Annotated in this window: 18 protein-coding genes; 15 read left to right on the top strand and 3 right to left on the bottom strand. The window is 32.1% G+C overall.

Annotated features, from left to right (window positions below):
- The first annotated feature begins 6 nt into the window (after window positions 1-6).
- From C8N27_RS11505 to C8N27_RS11455, 11 genes are all read left to right on the top strand, one after another.
- Complete coding sequence (locus C8N27_RS11505) at window positions 7-954, top strand: PorP/SprF family type IX secretion system membrane protein (RefSeq protein ID WP_099216126.1); 948 nt, start codon at window positions 7-9, stop codon at window positions 952-954.
- A 67-nt stretch (window positions 955-1021) separates the two neighbouring features.
- Complete coding sequence (gene rluF / locus C8N27_RS11500; RefSeq protein ID WP_121147487.1) at window positions 1022-1855, top strand: 23S rRNA pseudouridine(2604) synthase RluF; 834 nt, start codon at window positions 1022-1024, stop codon at window positions 1853-1855.
- Window positions 1856-1925: 70 nt separating this feature from the next.
- Window positions 1926-3056 (top strand): tRNA guanosine(34) transglycosylase Tgt, encoded by a 1131-nt coding sequence (gene tgt / locus C8N27_RS11495; RefSeq protein WP_121147486.1) that lies wholly within the window; start codon window positions 1926-1928, stop codon window positions 3054-3056.
- Between the two features lies 1 nt (window position 3057).
- Window positions 3058-4143, top strand: a complete 1086-nt coding sequence (locus tag C8N27_RS11490) for an LptF/LptG family permease (RefSeq protein WP_121147485.1) — start codon at window positions 3058-3060, stop codon at window positions 4141-4143.
- Window positions 4130-5029, top strand: coding sequence for a DMT family transporter (locus tag C8N27_RS11485; protein ID WP_121147484.1), 900 nt, complete (start codon window positions 4130-4132; stop codon window positions 5027-5029). The genes C8N27_RS11490 and C8N27_RS11485 overlap by 14 nt, the downstream gene beginning before the upstream one ends.
- 106 nt (window positions 5030-5135) lie before the next feature.
- Window positions 5136-6089: an acetyl-CoA carboxylase carboxyltransferase subunit alpha gene (locus C8N27_RS11480; RefSeq protein WP_099216121.1), complete on the top strand. Its 954-nt coding sequence runs from the start codon at window positions 5136-5138 to the stop codon at window positions 6087-6089.
- A gap of 123 nt (window positions 6090-6212) precedes the next feature.
- A complete protein-coding gene (locus C8N27_RS11475; RefSeq protein WP_099216120.1) occupies window positions 6213-6632 on the top strand; it encodes a hypothetical protein in 420 nt (139 codons plus the stop codon).
- A 143-nt stretch (window positions 6633-6775) separates the two neighbouring features.
- Window positions 6776-7858, top strand: a complete 1083-nt coding sequence (locus C8N27_RS11470; RefSeq protein ID WP_099216119.1) for an efflux RND transporter periplasmic adaptor subunit — start codon at window positions 6776-6778, stop codon at window positions 7856-7858.
- Between the two features lie 24 nt (window positions 7859-7882).
- On the top strand, window positions 7883-11131 hold the full coding sequence (locus C8N27_RS11465; RefSeq protein ID WP_099216118.1) for an efflux RND transporter permease subunit: 3249 nt from the start codon (window positions 7883-7885) through the stop codon (window positions 11129-11131).
- Window positions 11121-12572, top strand: coding sequence for a TolC family protein (locus C8N27_RS11460; protein ID WP_121147483.1), 1452 nt, complete (start codon window positions 11121-11123; stop codon window positions 12570-12572). The genes C8N27_RS11465 and C8N27_RS11460 overlap by 11 nt, the downstream gene beginning before the upstream one ends.
- Window positions 12573-12758: 186 nt before the next feature.
- Complete coding sequence (locus tag C8N27_RS11455) at window positions 12759-13631, top strand: cation diffusion facilitator family transporter (RefSeq protein ID WP_121147482.1); 873 nt, start codon at window positions 12759-12761, stop codon at window positions 13629-13631.
- A gap of 30 nt (window positions 13632-13661) precedes the next feature.
- Here the strand turns inward: C8N27_RS11455 and C8N27_RS11450 are convergent, their stop codons facing one another.
- Window positions 13662-14294, bottom strand: a complete 633-nt coding sequence (locus C8N27_RS11450; RefSeq protein WP_167444752.1) for a 7-carboxy-7-deazaguanine synthase QueE — start codon at window positions 14292-14294, stop codon at window positions 13662-13664.
- Between the two features lie 86 nt (window positions 14295-14380).
- On the opposite strand from C8N27_RS11450, the gene C8N27_RS11445 reads away from it, so the two are divergent.
- The 4 genes from C8N27_RS11445 (at window position 14381) to C8N27_RS11430 (ending at window position 18064) form a co-directional block, all read left to right on the top strand.
- On the top strand, window positions 14381-15901 hold the full coding sequence (locus C8N27_RS11445; protein ID WP_121147481.1) for a helicase HerA-like domain-containing protein: 1521 nt from the start codon (window positions 14381-14383) through the stop codon (window positions 15899-15901).
- A gap of 41 nt (window positions 15902-15942) precedes the next feature.
- A complete protein-coding gene (locus C8N27_RS11440; protein WP_099216113.1) occupies window positions 15943-16503 on the top strand; it encodes a hypothetical protein in 561 nt (186 codons plus the stop codon).
- Window positions 16504-16569: 66 nt separating this feature from the next.
- Window positions 16570-17112, top strand: a complete 543-nt coding sequence (locus C8N27_RS11435) for a hypothetical protein (RefSeq protein WP_121147480.1) — start codon at window positions 16570-16572, stop codon at window positions 17110-17112.
- Between the two features lie 583 nt (window positions 17113-17695).
- Entirely contained in the window at window positions 17696-18064 is a 369-nt protein-coding gene (locus C8N27_RS11430; RefSeq protein WP_121147479.1) for a cupin domain-containing protein, read from the top strand.
- On the opposite strand, the gene C8N27_RS11425 is transcribed toward C8N27_RS11430, so the two are convergent.
- Both C8N27_RS11425 and C8N27_RS11420 read right to left on the bottom strand, forming a co-directional pair.
- A complete protein-coding gene (locus C8N27_RS11425) occupies window positions 18032-18721 on the bottom strand; it encodes a ZIP family metal transporter (RefSeq protein ID WP_121147478.1) in 690 nt (229 codons plus the stop codon). The two genes, C8N27_RS11430 and C8N27_RS11425, sit on opposite strands and share 33 nt — an antisense overlap.
- Window positions 18718-19446 carry a class I SAM-dependent methyltransferase gene (locus C8N27_RS11420; RefSeq protein ID WP_121147477.1) on the bottom strand — a complete coding sequence of 243 codons (729 nt, stop codon included), beginning with the start codon at window positions 19444-19446 and terminating at the stop codon, window positions 18718-18720. The genes C8N27_RS11425 and C8N27_RS11420 overlap by 4 nt, the downstream gene beginning before the upstream one ends.
- Window positions 19447-19538 lie beyond the last annotated feature (92 nt).

Here is a 19538-nt window from a genome sequence, read left to right as displayed (position 1 = left end):
ACAGAAATGAGAAAAATAATATTAATTTTATGTGTAGTATTAAGTAGTGTAAAAGTTACTGCACAAGAAGTAGAATTACCACAATATGTGAGTCATTTAGCTGATAACCCGTTTTTAATATCTCCAACTTATGCAGGTATTGGTACTGGATTACAGGTTAGATTGAATGGAGTAAGCCAGTGGATTGGAGTTAAAGATGCACCAGACACGCAATCGTTAACAGTTGAAGCTCGTATAGCAGACACTTTTGGTGGTGGTATTACTTTATTTAATGATAAAAATGGATATACAACTCACAAAGGAGCTAAATTATCGTTTGCAAGTCACTTAACATTAAGTGACTTTCACGATAGTTTCTTATCATTCGCTTTAAGTTATAGTTTTATTCAATTTGGTATTGATACTTCTGAGAATAATTCAGGACAAGTAGTACCAAATAGAACATTAAATAACTCAAATTTTGATGTAGGTCTATTATATCGTTACGAACGATTTAGTATAAGTCTTAACGCGGTAAATATTCTAAATAAGGAAATTGAAGATTTTCAAACTGGTGAACCAGAAGTATTAAGAAAGTATACAGTTTTTACTTCTTATACTTTTACAAGGTTAAGTAGAAATTTTGAATTAGAGCCTTCAATGTTAGTAGAGTATAGAGAAGCAGATAAACGATCTAGAACAGATATGAACGTTAAAGCCAGAAAAGGAATTAGAGACGGATATGTTTGGGCTGGGGTAAGTTATACATTCTTAAACGATCAGTTTTTTCAACCAAACGCTATTGCACCATTATTTGGTTTAAAAAAGAACAACCTATACTTGTCGTACGGATTTAGTATTAACATGAATAAGACACAAGAATATAACTATGGTACACATATGATAACACTTGGGTTTGACTATGAAAGAAGACCAAGTTTAGCACGTTGTACACAAAAAATGATTATGTTTTAATAAGAAAAACATATAAATTATGAAATCCTCAAGTGTTAGCTTGAGGATTTTCTTTTTCTTTGTACTAATGGAAAAAAATAATGACACATCAATAAATCTTAATAAGTTTATAAGTAGTACAGGTATTTGTTCACGTCGTGAAGCAGAACGCTTTATTACAGAAGGAAGAGTAACCATAAACGGAAAACCTACCCAGTTAGGAAATAGAGTTAATGAAGGAGATGTGGTAAAAATTGATGGAAAACCGTTAAAAGCAAAACCAAAAACTATATATATAGCGTTAAACAAACCAGTAGGTATTGTTTGTACTACAGATAGTAAAGAGCGTAAAAACATAGTAAAGTTTGTAGGACACCCACAACGACTGTTTCCTATTGGTCGATTAGATAAACCATCAGAAGGATTAATATTTTTAACCAATGATGGAGATATCGTAAACAAAATTCTACGCGCAGGAAATAACCACGAGAAAGAATACATAGTTACAGTTAATAAGCCAATCAATGAACGCTTTATAAAGAGAATGAGTAACGGAATACCAATTTTAGGAACCGTAACAAAGAAATGTAAAGTAGAGCGTGTAAATGATAATGTATTTAAAATAACTTTAGTACAAGGCTTAAACCGTCAAATAAGACGTATGTGTGAATACTTAGGATACGAAGTAAAAAAACTAAAGCGCACACGTATTATGAATGTAACTTTAGGAAACTTAAAGGTAGGAGAGTGGCGTGAATTATCATCTAAAGAAATGGATGAAATTAATAAACTAGTAGCAGGCTCATCAAAAACATATGAAGGAGCAGAGAAAAAGACTCAAAAAACTTCTCCTCAAAAAACTACTCAACCAAAGAAAAAAGCAGATTTTAAATCCAAGTTTGGAAGAAGAAGAAAGAATTAAAAAACAGTAATAAGAAACTTTTAACTTTCTACTTTTAAACATTCAACTTACATGTGTATCTTTGCCACTTATGCAATTTGACTTAAAAATAACCGATCCTAAAAGTAAAGCACGAGCAGGTGTTATTACAACTGATCACGGAACTATAGAAACTCCAATATTTATGCCTGTAGGTACAGTAGCTACAGTAAAAGGAGTACATCAATCAGAATTAAAAGACGAAATAAATCCTGATATAATTTTAGGAAACACTTATCATTTATACTTACGTCCAAAGTTAGAAACTTTAGAAGCAGCAGGAGGGTTGCATAAGTTTATGAATTGGGATCGAAATATTTTAACGGATAGTGGAGGTTACCAAGTATATTCTTTATCAGGGAGAAGAAAGATAAATGAAGAAGGGGTAAAATTTAAAAGCCATATAGATGGTTCAACGCATTTCTTTACACCAGAAAATGTAATGGAAACACAGCGTACTATTGGAGCAGATATAATCATGGCTTTTGATGAATGTACACCATATCCTTGTGATTATAATTATGCAAAGCGATCTATGCATATGACACATCGCTGGTTAGATCGTTGTATAAAACACTTTGAGAATACCCCTCCAAAATACGGATATAGCCAATCTTTATTTCCAATTGTACAAGGAAGTACTTATAAAGATCTACGTAAACAATCAGCAGAGTATATAGCAAATTCAGGAGCTGAAGGAAATGCTATTGGAGGATTATCAGTAGGAGAACCAGCAGAAGAAATGTATGCCATGACTGAAGTGGTAACAGCAATTTTACCGGAAGACAAGCCTAGATATTTAATGGGAGTGGGTACACCTATTAATATTTTGGAAAATATTGCATTAGGTGTAGATATGTTTGATTGTGTTATGCCAACCCGTAATGCACGTAATGGAATGTTATTTACAGCACACGGTAGCATAAATATTAAAAATAAAAAGTGGGAAAAAGATTTTTCTCCAATTGATGAAATGGGTATTACTTGGGTTGATAACATGTATTCAAAAGCTTATTTACGCCACTTATTTGCTTCAAGAGAAATGTTAGGAAAACAAATAGCATCTATTCATAACTTAGGATTTTATTTATGGTTAGTTCGTGAAGCACGTAAACATATTATAGCAGGAGACTTTGCTTCATGGAAAGACAAGATGGTAAAACAAATGGATAAACGTTTGTAATTTGAAAATACTAGATTGGTACATATTAAAACGTTACTTAACAACTTTTTTGTTTACGTTACTTATTTTAATACCTATTGCAGTAGCTATTGATATTGCAGAAAAGGTTGATAAATTTTTACGAGAAGAAAATCTAACACTGTTTGAAATAGTTAACGACTACTATAAAAACTTCATTATTTACTATGCTAATACGTTTATGCCATTAGCATTGTTTATAGCAGTTATTTTATTTACTTCAAAGCTAGCAAGTAACACAGAAATTGTAGCAATTAATAGCTCTCAAGTATCATTTACACGATTCTTATACCCATATTTTATTGGAGCAACTATTGTTTGTGCGGTAGCGTTATCAATGAATCACTTTTTTGTACCATCAAGTAGTAAAACAAGAAAAGCTTTTGAAAAAAAATATTTAAAGAAAAAGAAATATTCAGATACTACTATCCGCGAATTTAGTTTGCAGCTTAACGATAGTACCTATGTATATATCCAAAACTTTGATTTAAAGCGAAACTCAGGGTTTAATTTTTCAATCGATCTATATGACGGTATTAAGTTAAAAAGAAAACTTACTGCTGATAATATTAATTGGAATGAAAAAGACAGTACGTTTAAGTTATATACATGGAAAGAGCGAAAAATTTTTAAAGAAAGAGATAGTATCTTTTCAGGAAGAAGCTTAGATACCACATTTACATTTACACCAGAAGATTTTAATTACAAGAATATTATGGCACAAGAAATGAACTCTCCAGAGTTGGTTAAGTTTATTGAAGTGTCTAGAAAAAGAGGGATAAAAAACTTAAACGCTTACTTAGTAGAACTATACAAAAGAACAAGTTTACCAATTGCCAGCTACATACTAACATTAATTGCTGTGGGGCTAGCACATAGGAAAAGTAGAGGAGGTATAGGAGTTAATTTAGCCATAGGTATTAGCGTTATGTTTATTTATGTTTTCTTTTTAAAAGTAGCAGAAGTATTAGGAGCTGTAGCAGGAGCAAATGCCCTGTTAAATGTTTGGATACCTAATATAGTATTTGGTTTATACGCTATTTATTTATATTTCAATGCAAGGAGATAAATTAAAAAACTACCTACACTTACATTTAATCGTTTTTATTTGGGGGTTTACAGCAATATTAGGAGCATTAATATCAATTGATGCAGTTCCTTTAGTTTGGTACAGAATGCTATTAGCAGTAGGCTTTATAGCTATCTATTTCATAATAAGAAAGAAGTCGTTTAGGGTTGATAAAAAGGCATTAGCTAAGTTTGCTATTTCAGGAGTAATTATAGCAGTACACTGGATAACTTTTTTCAAAGCAATAAAAGTATCAAATGTATCAGTAGCTTTAGTTATGATGAGTACTGGAGCTTTTTTTGCCTCATTTATAGAGCCTTTTTTCTTTAAAAGAAGAATAAAATTAATCGAAATAGTTTTAGGACTGTTAGTAATAGTAGGCTTGTATATTATATTTAATTTTGAAAGTCAGTATACACTTGGAATTATTTATGCGTTAATTTCAGCCTTTCTATCCGCATTATTTTCGGTGTTAAATGGCGTGTTTATAAAAAAACATGAAGCCAATACAATTTCATTTTATCAACTATTATTCGGAGTTTTAGGAGTAACGATTTACTTATTATTAACACAAAAATTTTCAGTAGAATTTTTCCATTTACAAGCAAGTGATTGGATATATTTATTAATTTTAAGTAGTATTTGTACAGCATATGCTTTTATTGCTTCAGTGCAAGTAATGAAGTATTTAACTCCTTATACAGTAATGCTTACTATTAATTTAGAACCTATTTACGCTATTATCTTGGCACTATTAATATTTGGAGAAAAAGAACAAATGAATCCAGAGTTTTATTATGGAGCCTGTATTGTTTTAATAGTAGTGTTGCTGAATGGAGTACTTAAAAATGCCTCTTCTATAAAAAAGAAAATTATAAAAAAATAGTATTTTAAGAAAAGGGATCAAGGTAAACTGTACAATTTTTTAGTATGTTTGCCTTTACAAACAACTAACTAGTAAATTAGAAAATCAAACTATATACAACAATACAATGGAATATTTAGATTTTGAAATGCCAATAAAAGAGCTAGAAGATCAGTTGGCAAAATGTTTTGATATAGGAAAAGAAAGCGATGTAGACGTAACAGCTACATGTGAGAAGATTGAAAAAAAATTAGAGAAAGCTAAAAAAGATATATATAAGAATTTAACTGCATGGCAACGTGTACAGTTATCTCGTCACCCTAACCGTCCTTATACTTTAGATTATATCAAAGCACTTTGTGGAGATACTTTTATGGAGTTACACGGAGATCGTAGCGTAAAAGATGATAAAGCCATGATTGGAGGTTTAGGTAAGATAGGAGATCAATCTTTTATGTTTATCGGGCAGCAAAAAGGATACAATACCAAAACACGTCAGTATCGTAACTTTGGTATGGCAAATCCAGAAGGATACCGTAAAGCATTACGTTTAATGCGCATGGCTGAAAAATTTGGTATTCCTGTAGTTACTTTTGTTGATACTCCAGGAGCTTACCCAGGGTTAGAAGCAGAAGAAAGAGGACAAGGAGAGGCAATTGCTCGTAATATTTTTGAAATGACGCGCTTAAAAACTCCAATTATTACTATAATTATAGGAGAAGGAGCTTCAGGAGGAGCTTTAGGAATAGGAGTAGGAGACAGAGTATATATGCTAGAAAACTCATGGTACTCAGTTATTTCACCAGAAAACTGTTCTTCAATATTATGGCGTAGCTGGTCAGAGAAAGAAAAAGCAGCTGAAGCATTAAAGTTAACAGCAGAAGATGGTATGAAACTAAAAATAGTAGACGATATCATCAAAGAACCATTAGGAGGTGCACATTCTGATCGTGAAGGAACTTTTAAAGCTGTGCAAGAACAAATCATAAAAGCTTACAAAGAACTTAAAGATATAAAAGAGAAAGACTTAATAGCTCAACGTATGGACAAATATGCCAATATGGGAGTATATAAAGAGTAGTTCTAAAATCTTCAAATACACAATATTAAAACTCGCCATTTGGCGAGTTTTTTTGTTTTATAAATATTTTACAATATTATTTGTTTGTTAAATGAATTTATATATATAATTTTGCCGACCGAAATGAGTAATACATTTAACAAATATCTTTTTCTATTAATATTCTTATTAAAAGGATGGTCTACATCATATGCAGATCATAACAATTTTAATAAGAGTATATCAGTGCCTGTTTTAAATTCAGCCTGTGTAGAGACCCAAATTGTTACTCAAAACACCATTAACTTAGCTTTTGATAAACAGCATCAAGATTCTGAAAGGGAGAATTATTTTGAAATCAGCGAGATTGAAGACAAAACCCAAGACGAAAATGAAGTAGATGAAAATTTATCAAAATTCGGAAGTTACTTATCAGCCATCTTACATGCGCAGTTTTTTGAGTGCCAGTTTTGTGTAGTAAAAGAAAAAGCACAACGCTTTAAAGAGTACACTTTTAGTGCTATAGTAAAACTCCATGTAAAATTTCAAGTTTTTATAATTTGATACCCTCTTCGGTAAAGTATGCCTAAACCTATCATTTAGCTTACTTTATTTATTCACGCATAAGAATTTAATTAAATTTTTAGAATGACCATTGGTTTTCAGTGGTTAAACACTCACTCTAACTTTACAAATACATACAAAAAATGAAAAAAATCTTCATTTTCATGAGCCTATTTGCGCTATTAATTAACATTAGCTGCGAATCAAAAAAGGAATCTAAACATCCAGAAACAAAGTTCCTTGTAACCAATCCTATTAAAAAAGATACATCAATAACTAAAGATTATGTAAGTCAAATACATGCCATTCAGCACATAGAACTTAGGGCACTAGAAAAAGGATATTTAAAGAAAGTATTTGTTGATGAAGGACAACATGTAAAAAAAGGACAAAACATGTTTCAAATATCAGCAAACGTTTATAAAGCAGATTTACAAAAAGCAAAAGCAGAAGCAAAAGCTGCTGAAATTGAATATAAAAACACGGAATTATTAGCAGATGGAAACGTAGTTTCTAAAAACGAATTAGCCTTAGCAAAAGCAAACTACGAAAAAGCAAAAGCTGAAGTAATGCTAGCACAAACACACCTAGGTTTTACAAGCATTAAGGCACCGTTTAACGGTATAATGGACCACTTACATGTTAGAAAAGGAAGTTTGTTAGATGAAGGAGAACTCCTAACAACACTATCAGACAACAGTAAAATGTGGGTATATTTTAATGTGCCAGAAACAGAATATCTAGACTACATAATGAGTCAAGATAAAGACAAGAAAAAAGAAGTAACACTTTTAATGGCAAATAACAAACCATTCAATCAAAAAGGAATAGTAGAAACGATTGAAGGAGAGTTTAACAATGAAACAGGAAATATTGCCTTTAGAGCAACTTTCCCAAATCCAGATGGAATTTTAAGACACGGAGAAACAGGAAGTATTTTAATGGAAGTTCCATACGAAGGAGCCTTAATAATTCCACAAAAAGCCACTTTTGAAGTATTAGATAAAAAATATGTTTTTGTAGTAGATAAAAACAATACAGTAAAACAACGAGAAATTACTGTAGAAGCAGAATTACCACACTTATTTATAGTAGAAAAAGGACTTACAGAAAACGATAAAATATTGTTAGAAGGAATCCGTATGGTAAAAGACCAACAAAAGATACATGTTGAGTTTAAAGAGCCAAATGCTGTAATGTCTAGTTTAGACTTATATGCAGAGTAATAAGAAACTAAAATTCAACAAAACATGTTTAGTCAATTTATAAAAAGACCAGTACTAGCAATTGTTATTTCGATAATAGTTGTTTTTACAGGGTTGTTATCAATAAAACAACTCCCAATATCACAGTTTCCACAAATTGCACCAACCACGGTAAACATATTTATAGCGTACCCAGGTTCAAGTGCAGATGTATTGGTAAACTCAACACTAATTCCTCTAGAAACAGCCATTAATGGAGTACAAGGAATGCGTTATATCGCTTCTGATGCTACAAGTGCAGGAGAAGGAACCTTACGTGTAATTTTTGAACCAGGTACAGATCCCAACCAAGCGGTAGTTAGGGTAAAAACAAGGGTAGATCAAGTAATGCCTTTATTACCTGAATTAGTACAACGAGAAGGAGTAATTATAACTCCAGTACAACCAAGTATGTTAATGTATGTGAACCTTTTTAGTAAAGAAAAGCATAATGACGAAAAGTTCCTATACAACTATGCGTACACCAAAATGATACCCGAGATTCAACGTATTAACGGTATCGCCAGTGCTAAAATTTTAGGAAGTAGAAAATATGCGATGAGAGTTTGGTTAAAACCAGACCGAATGAGAGCCTATAATATTTCTGCGGAAGAAATTTTAGAAGCGATGGAAGACCAAAGTATTTTGGCAAGACCCGGAAGATTGGGAAGAAGTTCAGGAATCAAATCACAATCACTAGAATACGTACTTACCTATCAAAACAGGTATAACGAACCAGATCAGTACAAAGACATTATTATTCGAGCAAATGAAGAAGGAGAAATTTTAAAGCTAAAAGATGTTGCCGAAGTAAAATTAGGAAGTGAGTTCTTCGATATTTACTCAAACTTAGATGGGCATCCATCAGCATCTATTGTTTTAAAACAAACCTTTGGAAGTAATGGTAGTGATGTAATAGAATCGGTAAAAGAAAAACTAAAAGAATTAAAAGAAGATCTACCACCAGGGATTGATTTTCAAATTAGTTATGACGTTTCTAACTTCTTAGACGCCTCTATAGAACAAGTAATACATACACTTAGAGATGCCTTTATTTTAGTAGCAATTGTGGTATTCCTATTCTTGGGAGATTTACGATCGACCTTAATTCCAATTATAGCAGTACCAGTATCCTTAATCGGAGCTTTCTTTATAATGCAGCTTTTTGGACTTTCAATAAACTTAATTACCCTGTTTGCATTAGTGTTAGCGATTGGTATTGTAGTAGATGATGCTATTGTAGTTGTAGAAGCAGTCCATTTAAAAATGGAGAAAGAACATCTAACACCTTATCAAGCATCTAAAGCAGCATTAGGAGAAATAGGTGGTGCTATTTTAGCAATTACATTGGTTATGGTTTCTGTATTTGTGCCAATTTCATTTATGACAGGGCCAGTAGGAGTTTTCTACAGACAGTTCTCTATAACAATGGCGGGATCTATCATTATTTCAGCAGTGGTAGCATTAACATTAACACCAGTATTGTGTGCAATGATGTTGAAGAACAACCACGGAAAAGAAAGAAAAAAATCAATAGTAGATAAATTTATTGATTGGTTTAACAAAGGATTTGAAAAGCTTACAGGAAGATATGTAAAAGTGTTAAACAGAATCGTAGCACGAAGAATGTTAACCTTTGGAGTATTACTAGCTTTCTGTGCAGGAATATTTATTACCAATAAAACATTACCAGCAGGTTTTATTCCTAGTGAAGATCAAGGAATGATTTACGCAATCATTCAAACACCACCAGGTGCTACCTTAGAACGTACAAACGAAGTAGCAAGAAAACTACAACAAATTTGTGAAGAAACTGAGGGAGTAGAGTCAGTTTCATCTTTAGCAGGATATGAAATTATGACCGAAGGTAGAGGGTCAAACGCAGGTACCTGTTTAATTAACTTGAAACCATGGTCAGAACGTCATCATTCAGTTCATGAAATCATGGAAGAACTAGAAGAAGAAACTAAAGACTTAGGAGCGGTTATAGAATATTTTGAACCACCAGCAGTACCAGGTTTTGGATCTTCAGGAGGATTCTCAATGCGTTTATTAGATAAAACAAACTCAACAGACTACCACGAGTTTGAACGTATCAATAACAAATTCATGGAATCGTTATCAAAACGAAAAGAGCTTACAGGGTTATTTACTTTTTATTCTGCAAACTATCCGCAGTACGAATTAAAAATCGACAATAAAAAAGCGATGCAAAAAGGAGTAACCATTGGTAAAGCCATGGAAAACCTAAACATTTTAATAGGTAGTACCTATGAACAAGGTTTTATTCGTTTTGGTAGATTCTTTAAAGTATATACACAAGCAGCACCAGAATACAGAAGAATTCCTTCAGATTTAGAAAAACTATATGTTAAAAATGAAGAGGGAGAAATGGTGCCTTATTCAGCGTTCATGAGTTTAGAAAAAAAACTAGGACCTAATGAGATAACACGATACAATTTATATAATTCAGCAGCTATTAGAGGATTACCAGCACCAGGATACACAAGTGGAGATGCTATTAACGCAATTAAAGAAGTAGCAGCAAAAGAATTACCAAGAGGTTATGATGTAGCTTGGGAAGGACTTACCTATGATGAAGCAAGAAGAGGTAATGAATCAGTGTATATTTTCATCATTGTATTAGCCTTTGTATATTTTGTATTAGCAGCACAATATGAAAGCTTTATACTGCCATTAGCTGTGATTTTATCACTTCCAGTAGGAGTGTACGGGTCATTTACACTATTAAAATTAATGGGCTTAGCTAATGACGTATATGCACAAATTGGTATAATAATGCTGGTCGGTTTATTAGGTAAAAATGCAGTGTTAATTGTAGAATTTGCGGTACTAAAACGAAGTCAGGGAGCTACAATTTTTGAAGCAGCTATTGAAGGAGCTAAAGAACGATTCAGACCAATTTTAATGACTTCATTTGCGTTTATCGCAGGGTTAATACCGTTAGTTATAGCTCACGGAGCAGGAGCTATTGGTAACAGAACTATTGGTGGATCTGCTTTAGGAGGAATGTTAATAGGTACAATTTTCGGAGTTTTAATTATACCAGGTCTCTATTACATATTTGCTAAAATGAGTGATGGAAGAAGCTTAATTAAAGACGAATCGAGCGAACCAGTTTCTGAAGAATTTATAAGAATAAATGAAGTTGAAGGAAGTAAAACAAAAGCTAAAATAGCAGAGCTTAAAAAACTTCTAAAGAAAATAATTAAAAGAGAAAACAATGAAAACTAAACAAAGAAGTTTATTTGTAATAAAAAAAGCACACTTTTTAAGTGTGCTTACCCTCTTAGTTTTGTGCTCTTGTGTATCAAATCAAGTAGTAAGAGAAGAAAATAAGGCGGTACCAGAGAATTTTAAGAACCAACCTGCAGATTCATTAAATACAGCTACTATTAAATGGCGTGACTTTTTTTCAGACTCACATTTAATTTCTCTGATAGATACAGCTTTATCAAACAACCAAGAGTTGAACATAATGTTACAACAAGTAGCTATTTCAAAAAATAATATCAAGGCAAAAAAAGGTGAGTATTTACCATTTGTAAATATGTATGCCGGGGCAGAAGTAGAAAAGGTAGGGAAGTATACTAGAAATGGAGCCGTTGAAGAAAATTTAAATATTCGCGAAGATGAAAAATTTCCAGAGCCATTAACTGATTTTTCAATAGGACTTTCTGCTTCATGGGAGTTAGATGTTTGGAAGAAGTTACGAAATGAGAAGAAAGCAGCAGTACTAGAATACTTAGCTAGTGTTGAAGGAAAAAACTTTATGGTAACTAATTTGGTTTCAGAAATTGCAAATTCATATTACGAATTAGTAGCATTAGATAATGAATTATCTATGGTTTCACAAAACTTAGAAATTCAAAAAAATGCATTGCAAATGGTGAAGCTTCAAAAACAGGCTGCAAGAACAACTGAATTGGCAGTACGTAGGTTTGAAGCGAGTGTACTTAAAAACCAAAGTCACCTATATGAACTTCAACAAGAGATAGTAGAAACTGAAAATAAAATTAACTTTTTAGTAGGAAGATACCCACAGCCTATAGAAAGAAACTCAGATAATTTTATAGATAAACCTATTGAAGGAGTAAAAGCAGGAATTCCATCACAACTGTTACAAAACAGACCCGATTTAAGGAGAGCTGAATACGAATTAGCAGCAGCCAAATTAAATACTAAAATAGCACGAGCTAATTTTTATCCATCAATCGGTATAAAAGCAGGAGTAGGGTTACAAGCATTTAAACCTAAGTTTTTAACATCAACACCAGAATCGTTAGTGTATTCTTTAGCAGGTGATATTGTAGGACCTTTAATCAATAGAAATGCTATAAAAGCAGCTTATAAAACAGCCAACAATAAACAATTACAAGCTGTTTACGAATACGAAAGAGCTATTTTAAATGCGTATTTAGAAGTAGCGAACGAGCTTTCGAAAATTGATAACTTAAAAAACAGTTATGATTTAAAAAAGCAACAAGTAGAAGCGTTAAACGAATCTATAGACCTTTCAATTCGTCTGTTTAAATCGGCAAGGGCAGAATATACAGAAGTGTTGTTAACGCAAAGAGAAGCATTAGAATCTAAAATTGAAATTATAGAAACTAAAAGAAATCAATTATTAGCAAACGTAAAAGTATATAAAGCCTTAGGAGGAGGCTGGAACTAATTTTTTCATTCGTTATTAAATATTAATTGTTGTTAAAGTGGTAGTTTTATTAACTATCCAAAAGACTCGCTAACTGGCGAGTCTTTTTTTAGTAATAGATTTTCTATTGTACAATCTAGGGTTTTTCAATACTTTTCAAGTACCTTCGTAATACCTCATAAAAAGAGATTGTAATATCATAATTCAATGAGTAAAGAAGAGTTAGCTATAAAAACCACCTATTTTAGTATTCTTAGTAATGCTAGTTTAGCAATTATTAAAGGATTAGCAGGTATTTTCGGAAACTCATACGCATTAATAGCAGATGCAATTGAATCTACTACCGATATTTTTTCCTCTATTTTAGTATTGTTAGGGTTGAAATATGCGAAAAGACCCGCAGATAAAAACCATCCGTACGGACACGGAAAAATAGAACCTTTAATCACCTTTGTAGTAGTAGCCTTTTTGGTAACTTCAGCTACTGTTATAGCTTATGAAAGTATACAGAATATCCAAACACCCCACAAAACTCCTAAACCATGGACTTTACTCGTTTTAGGGGCAATTATTATTTGGAAAGAAATATCTTTTCAAGTGGTTATCAGAAAAAGTAAAGAAACTAATAGTTCTTCCTTAAAAGCAGATGCGTGGCACCATCGAAGTGATGCAATTACTTCTGTAATGGCATTTATAGGAATCTCAATAGCTCTTATTTTTAAAGAAGGTTATGAAACTGCTGATGATTGGGCTGCTTTATTGGCTTCGTTCTTTATTTTATACAATAGTTACCTGATTTTTAGACCAGCTTTGGGTGAAATAATGGATGAACATGTATATGATGATTTAATAGAAGAAATAAGAGAAAAATCTATGGAAGTGACAGGTGTTTTAGGAACAGAAAAATGTTTTGTTCGTAAAGCAGGAATGAAATATCATGTAGATTTACATGCCATTGTAAACAGTACCATTACAGTAAAAGAAGGACATGAAATTGCTCATAAATTAAAAGACTATTTAAGAGAAAAACTCCCAAATTTAGGACATGTTTTAATTCATATAGAGCCAAGTGAATACTAAAAAAGCAACCCAATTAGGTTGCTTTTTTGTTTATGGTATATTTAAGTATTTATGAGTTTGTAAGGAAATTTTCCATTGTGGATGCTCCATCACATAATCAATAATTTGCGGTGTCATTTTTTCCTTTTTACTCCATTCAGGTTGTAAAAACAACTTACATTTTTTACCAACTTTAGCAGCCTGTTCCTCAGCAAACTGAAAATCATTTTTATTATGAATAATCATTTTCAACTCATCCGCTTCTTGGTAAGCACGTTCCAAAGGTAATTTGGTTTTTTTAGGTGATAAACAAAACCAATCCCAAACACCAGAAAAATCGTAAGCTCCAGAAGTTTCAATATGTGTTTTAACACCTTTTTCTTGAAGTTGTTGCGTAATATAATCCAAACTCCACATTAAAGGCTCTCCACCTGTAATAACTACAGTTTCAGCATATTTCTTTGCGTTTTCAACAATAATATCCGTTTTTGTAGGTGGATGTAAATTAGCATCCCAGCTTTCTTTTACATCACACCAGTGGCAACCTACATCGCAACCACCAATACGAATAAAATAAGCAGCAGTACCAGTGTGTGCTCCTTCTCCCTGAATCGTATAAAACTCTTCCATTAACGGAAGCATTTCTCCTGTATTAATTAACTCTTGTACTTCTTTTTTCAACATAAGGGTGCAAAGATAGGCAACATTAAAAATTAATGAATGATTTTTGTTACTTTTACGTGTTTTTATCACAAAAAAGGTCATAAATAATGAGTAAAACCCAAGAGTTTTTCAATTACATCAAAGAAGGCTATACAACAAAAGGAGAGTTTATTACACTCGGAGCAGGAATGTTAGGAGAAGAAACTGTAACAAATGCTCATGTAAATATTCCTTTAAAAACATTAAACCGTCACGGATTAATTGCTGGAGCAACAGGAACAGGAAAAACAAAAACCTTGCAAGTGCTGGCAGAAAACATGTCAGAAAAAGGAATTCCTGTATTGTTAATGGATGTAAAAGGAGACTTAAGTGGATTAGCACAACCAAGCCCTGGGCATGCTAAGATTGATGAACGCCACGAAAAAATCGGAATACCATTTACTCCAACAAAATTTCCAATAGAAATTTTATCAATTTCAGAACAAAACGGAGTTCGTTTACGTGCTACAGTTTCTGAATTTGGACCTGTCTTATTATCACGTATTTTAGATTTGACTGAAACACAATCTGGAATTGTAGCGATTATTTTTAAATACTGTGATGATAACCAATTACCTTTATTAGACTTAAAAGATTTCAAGAAAATCCTTCAATATATAACCAATGAAGGAAAAGAAGAGATTAAAAAAGAATACGGACGAATTTCTACCGCAAGTACAGGGGCAATTCTCAGAAAAATTGTTGAAATAGAGCAACAAGGAGGTGATTTATTCTTCGGAGAAAAATCATTTGAAGTTGACGACTTAACCCGTATTGATGAAAACGGACGTGGAGTTATTTCTGTATTACGTTTAACAGATATTCAAGATAGGCCAAAATTGTTTTCAACCTTTATGTTACAGTTACTAGCTGAGGTATATGAAACTTTTCCAGAGCAAGGAGATAGTGGGCGACCAGAATTGGTAATTTTTATAGATGAGGCTCACTTAGTGTTTGATGAAGCTTCAAAAGCGTTGTTAAGTCAAATAGAAAGCATTGTAAAATTAATTCGATCTAAAGGAATAGGATTGTATTTTGTAACACAAAATCCAAAAGATGTTCCAGAAGATGTATTAGCACAGTTAGGAATGAAGATTCAACATGCTTTACGTGCATTTACAGCAAAAGATAGAAAAGCAATTAAATTAGCCGCAGAAAATTATCCAGATTCTGAATATTACGATACTAAAGAAGTATTAACACAGTTGGGAATAGGTGAGGCGTTGATTTCTGTATTAAATGAAAAAGGAATTCCAACACCATTAGCACGAACAATGTTACGTGCACCTATGAGTAGAATGGATGTATTAACAGAAAAGGAAATCAAACAAGTTTTAGATAATTCAAGACTAATTCCGAAATACAACGATACTATTGATAGGGAGAGTGCTTACGAAATGCTAAACGAGAAGATAGAAAAAATTAACGAGAAGAAAACAGAAGAAGCACGCAAAGAGGAAGAAGAAAAGACAAGAAGAAGTTCATCAACACGTAGTAGAAGTACACGTATGAATCCAATAGTGAAGGTATTAACAAGTGCTACTTTTATAAGAGCAGCCTTTGGAATTTTGAAAAAAGTAATAAAATAAGAAATACAAGAAATAGACGTTTTAAATATAAAAGAAGACAAATGAGAACATTAATGAAACCTTTAGTTATCGCAGTAATATCAGTACTATTCATCCAGTGTGGTAATAGCAAGTTTGATATTGCTAAAGGAAAAGTAGGGAAGTTAACTACTAAAACAACTGTTAACGAAATAGAAAACGTATTTAAGCAAGACTCAGTAGTTAAAGTACTAAGTGAAGGAGCTAAAGGTGAAAACTTTTTTCAAGAAGACGATAAGTATTTAATATATGAAAAAGGAGGAAAGCACTTGTTAACAATTACTCCAAAAGAACAATTAGACTCTACATCAACAATTAAGAGTATTGAGATTTTTGATGAGCGTTTTAAAACAAAATCAGGAGTAAATATAAAATCTACTTTTCAAGAAATTAATGCAAATACTAAAGTAAGCAAAGTAGAATCATCATTTTCATCGGCAACTTTATTTATTGATGATCTAAATGCAACAATAACGATTGATAATGAAGATTTAGGTTTAAAAGAATTTAGTACTCAAAAAGTAACCAAAGATCAAATTCCAGATTTAGCCAAAATTAAATCATTTACCATTTGGTTTAACTAAAATATATTCGAAGCCGAAACATTTGTTTCGGCTTTTCAATAAATAATAGCTATGTAATTTTAAAAGATGGAAGTAATAAAAATAGCATTTTTTGTATTGGGAGTTTTCTTTGGAGAAAATAGTAGAATAGGGGCGGAGAAAACAACCGTTACCATAAACCCAAATGAGCAAACAGTAATCATAGTTCAAGAAAATATATTTGCACTTATAGCCAATGAAGCAGATAGTATGCAAGTTAGTTCAGAACTAAAAAAAGTGGTAGCAAGAAACTGGAGGAAAGAAATAGAAAGCTATCCATCAAAATCATGTACTTTATATGTTACTGATGAGGGTAGTTTAAACGCAAAAATTACACTGAAGTATCCTTCTGAAAATGTATTAAGAGATTTTGCGCTAGATTTTAATAAAGAAACCAAAGAATTCTCTTTAATTAATATCCCTGATTGGAATGTTGAAACAGAAGATGGAGCGTTAAAAGGAAATTATTGGAGGTTTAGTGCCAATAACAGTTTTACCTTTGTTGTTACTCCTTTTAAAAACATGCCAGATAGGTTTAAAGGTGTTAAAAGAAGTCTTCTACCAATTTGGGAATCTGAAAAAAAGAACTAAAAGAGATACCACTCATTTTTTTATTTACCTAATGCCTTGATACTAAAGGGGTATGCCGTGATATCAGCGACCCATGCCGTGGTATCTTCGGAGCATGCCGTAGTATTAGCGACTCACGCCGTGATATCAACGACCCATGCCGTAGTGTCTTCGGAGTATGCCGTAGTATTAGCGACCCACGCCGTGATATCAACGACCCATGCCGCGGTGTCTTCGGAGTATGCCGTAATGTTAGCAACTTATATATACTTTGATATACAAAGGAGAAGTTTACAGAGTATGGTTCTATTTTATAGTTTTTTGGAAGTTTTTTCTAAGAATTATGCTTCTAAATGAAGGACTCTTTATTTATATTAATTCTAGTTTTGTAATAAGATAAAATTGTTAATTTTGTGTTAATAATCACTAACCGAAATGTACAGTAATACAGCTGGGGGGCTAGTAACTGTGCATGGAAAAGATTGAGCATTCTTTTAGGGTGCTCTTTTTTGTTTTTTTATATAGGAATAACTTTTCGTCTATTTTAATTAAGTTCGTAAAACAATCATAAGCTTAAAAATTCGAAAGAAATAAGTAAAACAATATGAGTAAAAAATATACCATTCAAAAAAGTCCGTTTGTAGTACCAACTACCGATGGAAAATTAATTGAAGAACATTTTGGAAATGCTACTGATGGAAACTCAAAAGTAAGTATTGCACATATGATAGCCCCTCCAGGTTGGAGTGAACCTTTTCAAAAACCAGAATTTGAAGAATATACCTATATAATCAAAGGAAAAAAGCAATTCAATATTGATGGTGAAATTGTAGTATTAGAAGCAGGACAATCTATTAAAATTGAAAAAAATACACGTATTCAATATTCCAACCCATTTACAGAACCTTGTGAGTATTTAGCAGTTTGTTTACCTGCTTTCTCAATGGGGTTGGTGCATCGAGAAGATAGTTAGTAATATTCCTAAAATAATAGCAGCAAATTTTTTGTAGTTGAATTTGTGGTTTTCAGTACTTTCAAAAAGGATAATGGTTGAAATGTGTAAAAATACTCCAACTATTAAAGCTGTAATTTCTGTATGATATTGTTCTATTAAAGGAACTTTATTAGATACTAAAATACCTAAAGGACTCATTAATGCAAATACAGTTAAAAAGAAAAAGATTATTTTCTTTGAATACTTTGTTTGTAACAAAAAGGTGGTTAAAACTATTGCAATTGGAATTTTATGTACAATAATTGCCCATAATAAGTTATCATCTGCATGATGAATTGGTAATCCTTCTGAAAAAGCATGAATACATAAACTCACAAAAAGTAACCAAGGAAATTTAGACGAGTCAGAATGTAAATGTATATGCCCGTGTTCAGCTCCTTTTGAGAATGATTCTAATACCGATTGAATAATAATTCCTATTAAAATTAAAATACCTATTAATTTAGTATCATCGGTATGGTGATATACTTCGGGTAATAAGTGTAAAATAGTTACCGAAAGTAAATAAGCACCACTAAAGGCTAATAATAAGCGAACCAAGGTGTTACTAGGTTTTAGTGTAAAAACGAATAAAACACCTACTAAAACAGAAATAATTAGCAATAAGTAACTCATTTAGCAACAATAATTAAGCGGTCAGAAGATTGTGAATTAAACACATTAAGATTGTAATCGCCAAAAACATGTGTTACTTGTAAGCCGACACTATCAAAATATGATTGTAGTTTTTCTAAAGTTAAAAATTTTACACGTTCAGTATATGAATGTGATTTACCTTCAGCAGTAAAAGAAATATGTTTTAAGATAAATCCGTCTTTGATTTCTTTTTGAATATTGAATTCAATGCCATCAATAGTCTTTACTTCTTCTTTTACTAGTGTGTTTTTTACTTTTTCAACATTTAAAAAGTCTAACACAAAAACACCGTTTTCTTTTAGTCCGTTTTTAATACTTCTTAAAACAGCAATGTCTTCGTTATCATCTTCAAAGTAACCAAAACTGGTAAAAAGATTAAATACAGCATCATATTTACTTTCGATAGGCTTTCGCATGTCCCAAACTTCAAAATGAAGCGTGTCATTCTCAAATTGTTTGGCATGTTCAATACTGTTTTCACTTAAATCACCTCCCACAACATCATAGCCTAACGAGTTTAAGTATACTGCATGACGCCCTTTTCCGCAAGGTAAATCAGCAATACGACTCAATTTAGGTAACTGTAAAAAAGAAGTAATGTTTCGCATAAAAAACTGTGCATCGGCATCGTTTCTATGCTTGTATAAAATATGATAGTATGGTGTATTAAACCACGAAGTAAACCAATCTGTTGTTGTATTCATAACTATAAGGTCTGCAAAAATACGTAAAACTTACGTTTTTTATATTCAAAGTAGAAAAGATTCACAACAACCCAAAATTAGCTGTACTTTTG

The organism is Tenacibaculum discolor, from assembly GCF_003664185.1.
Classification (GTDB): Bacteria; Bacteroidota; Bacteroidia; order Flavobacteriales; family Flavobacteriaceae; genus Polaribacter; species Polaribacter discolor.
This window is presented reverse-complemented; position numbering and strand designations above follow the sequence as displayed.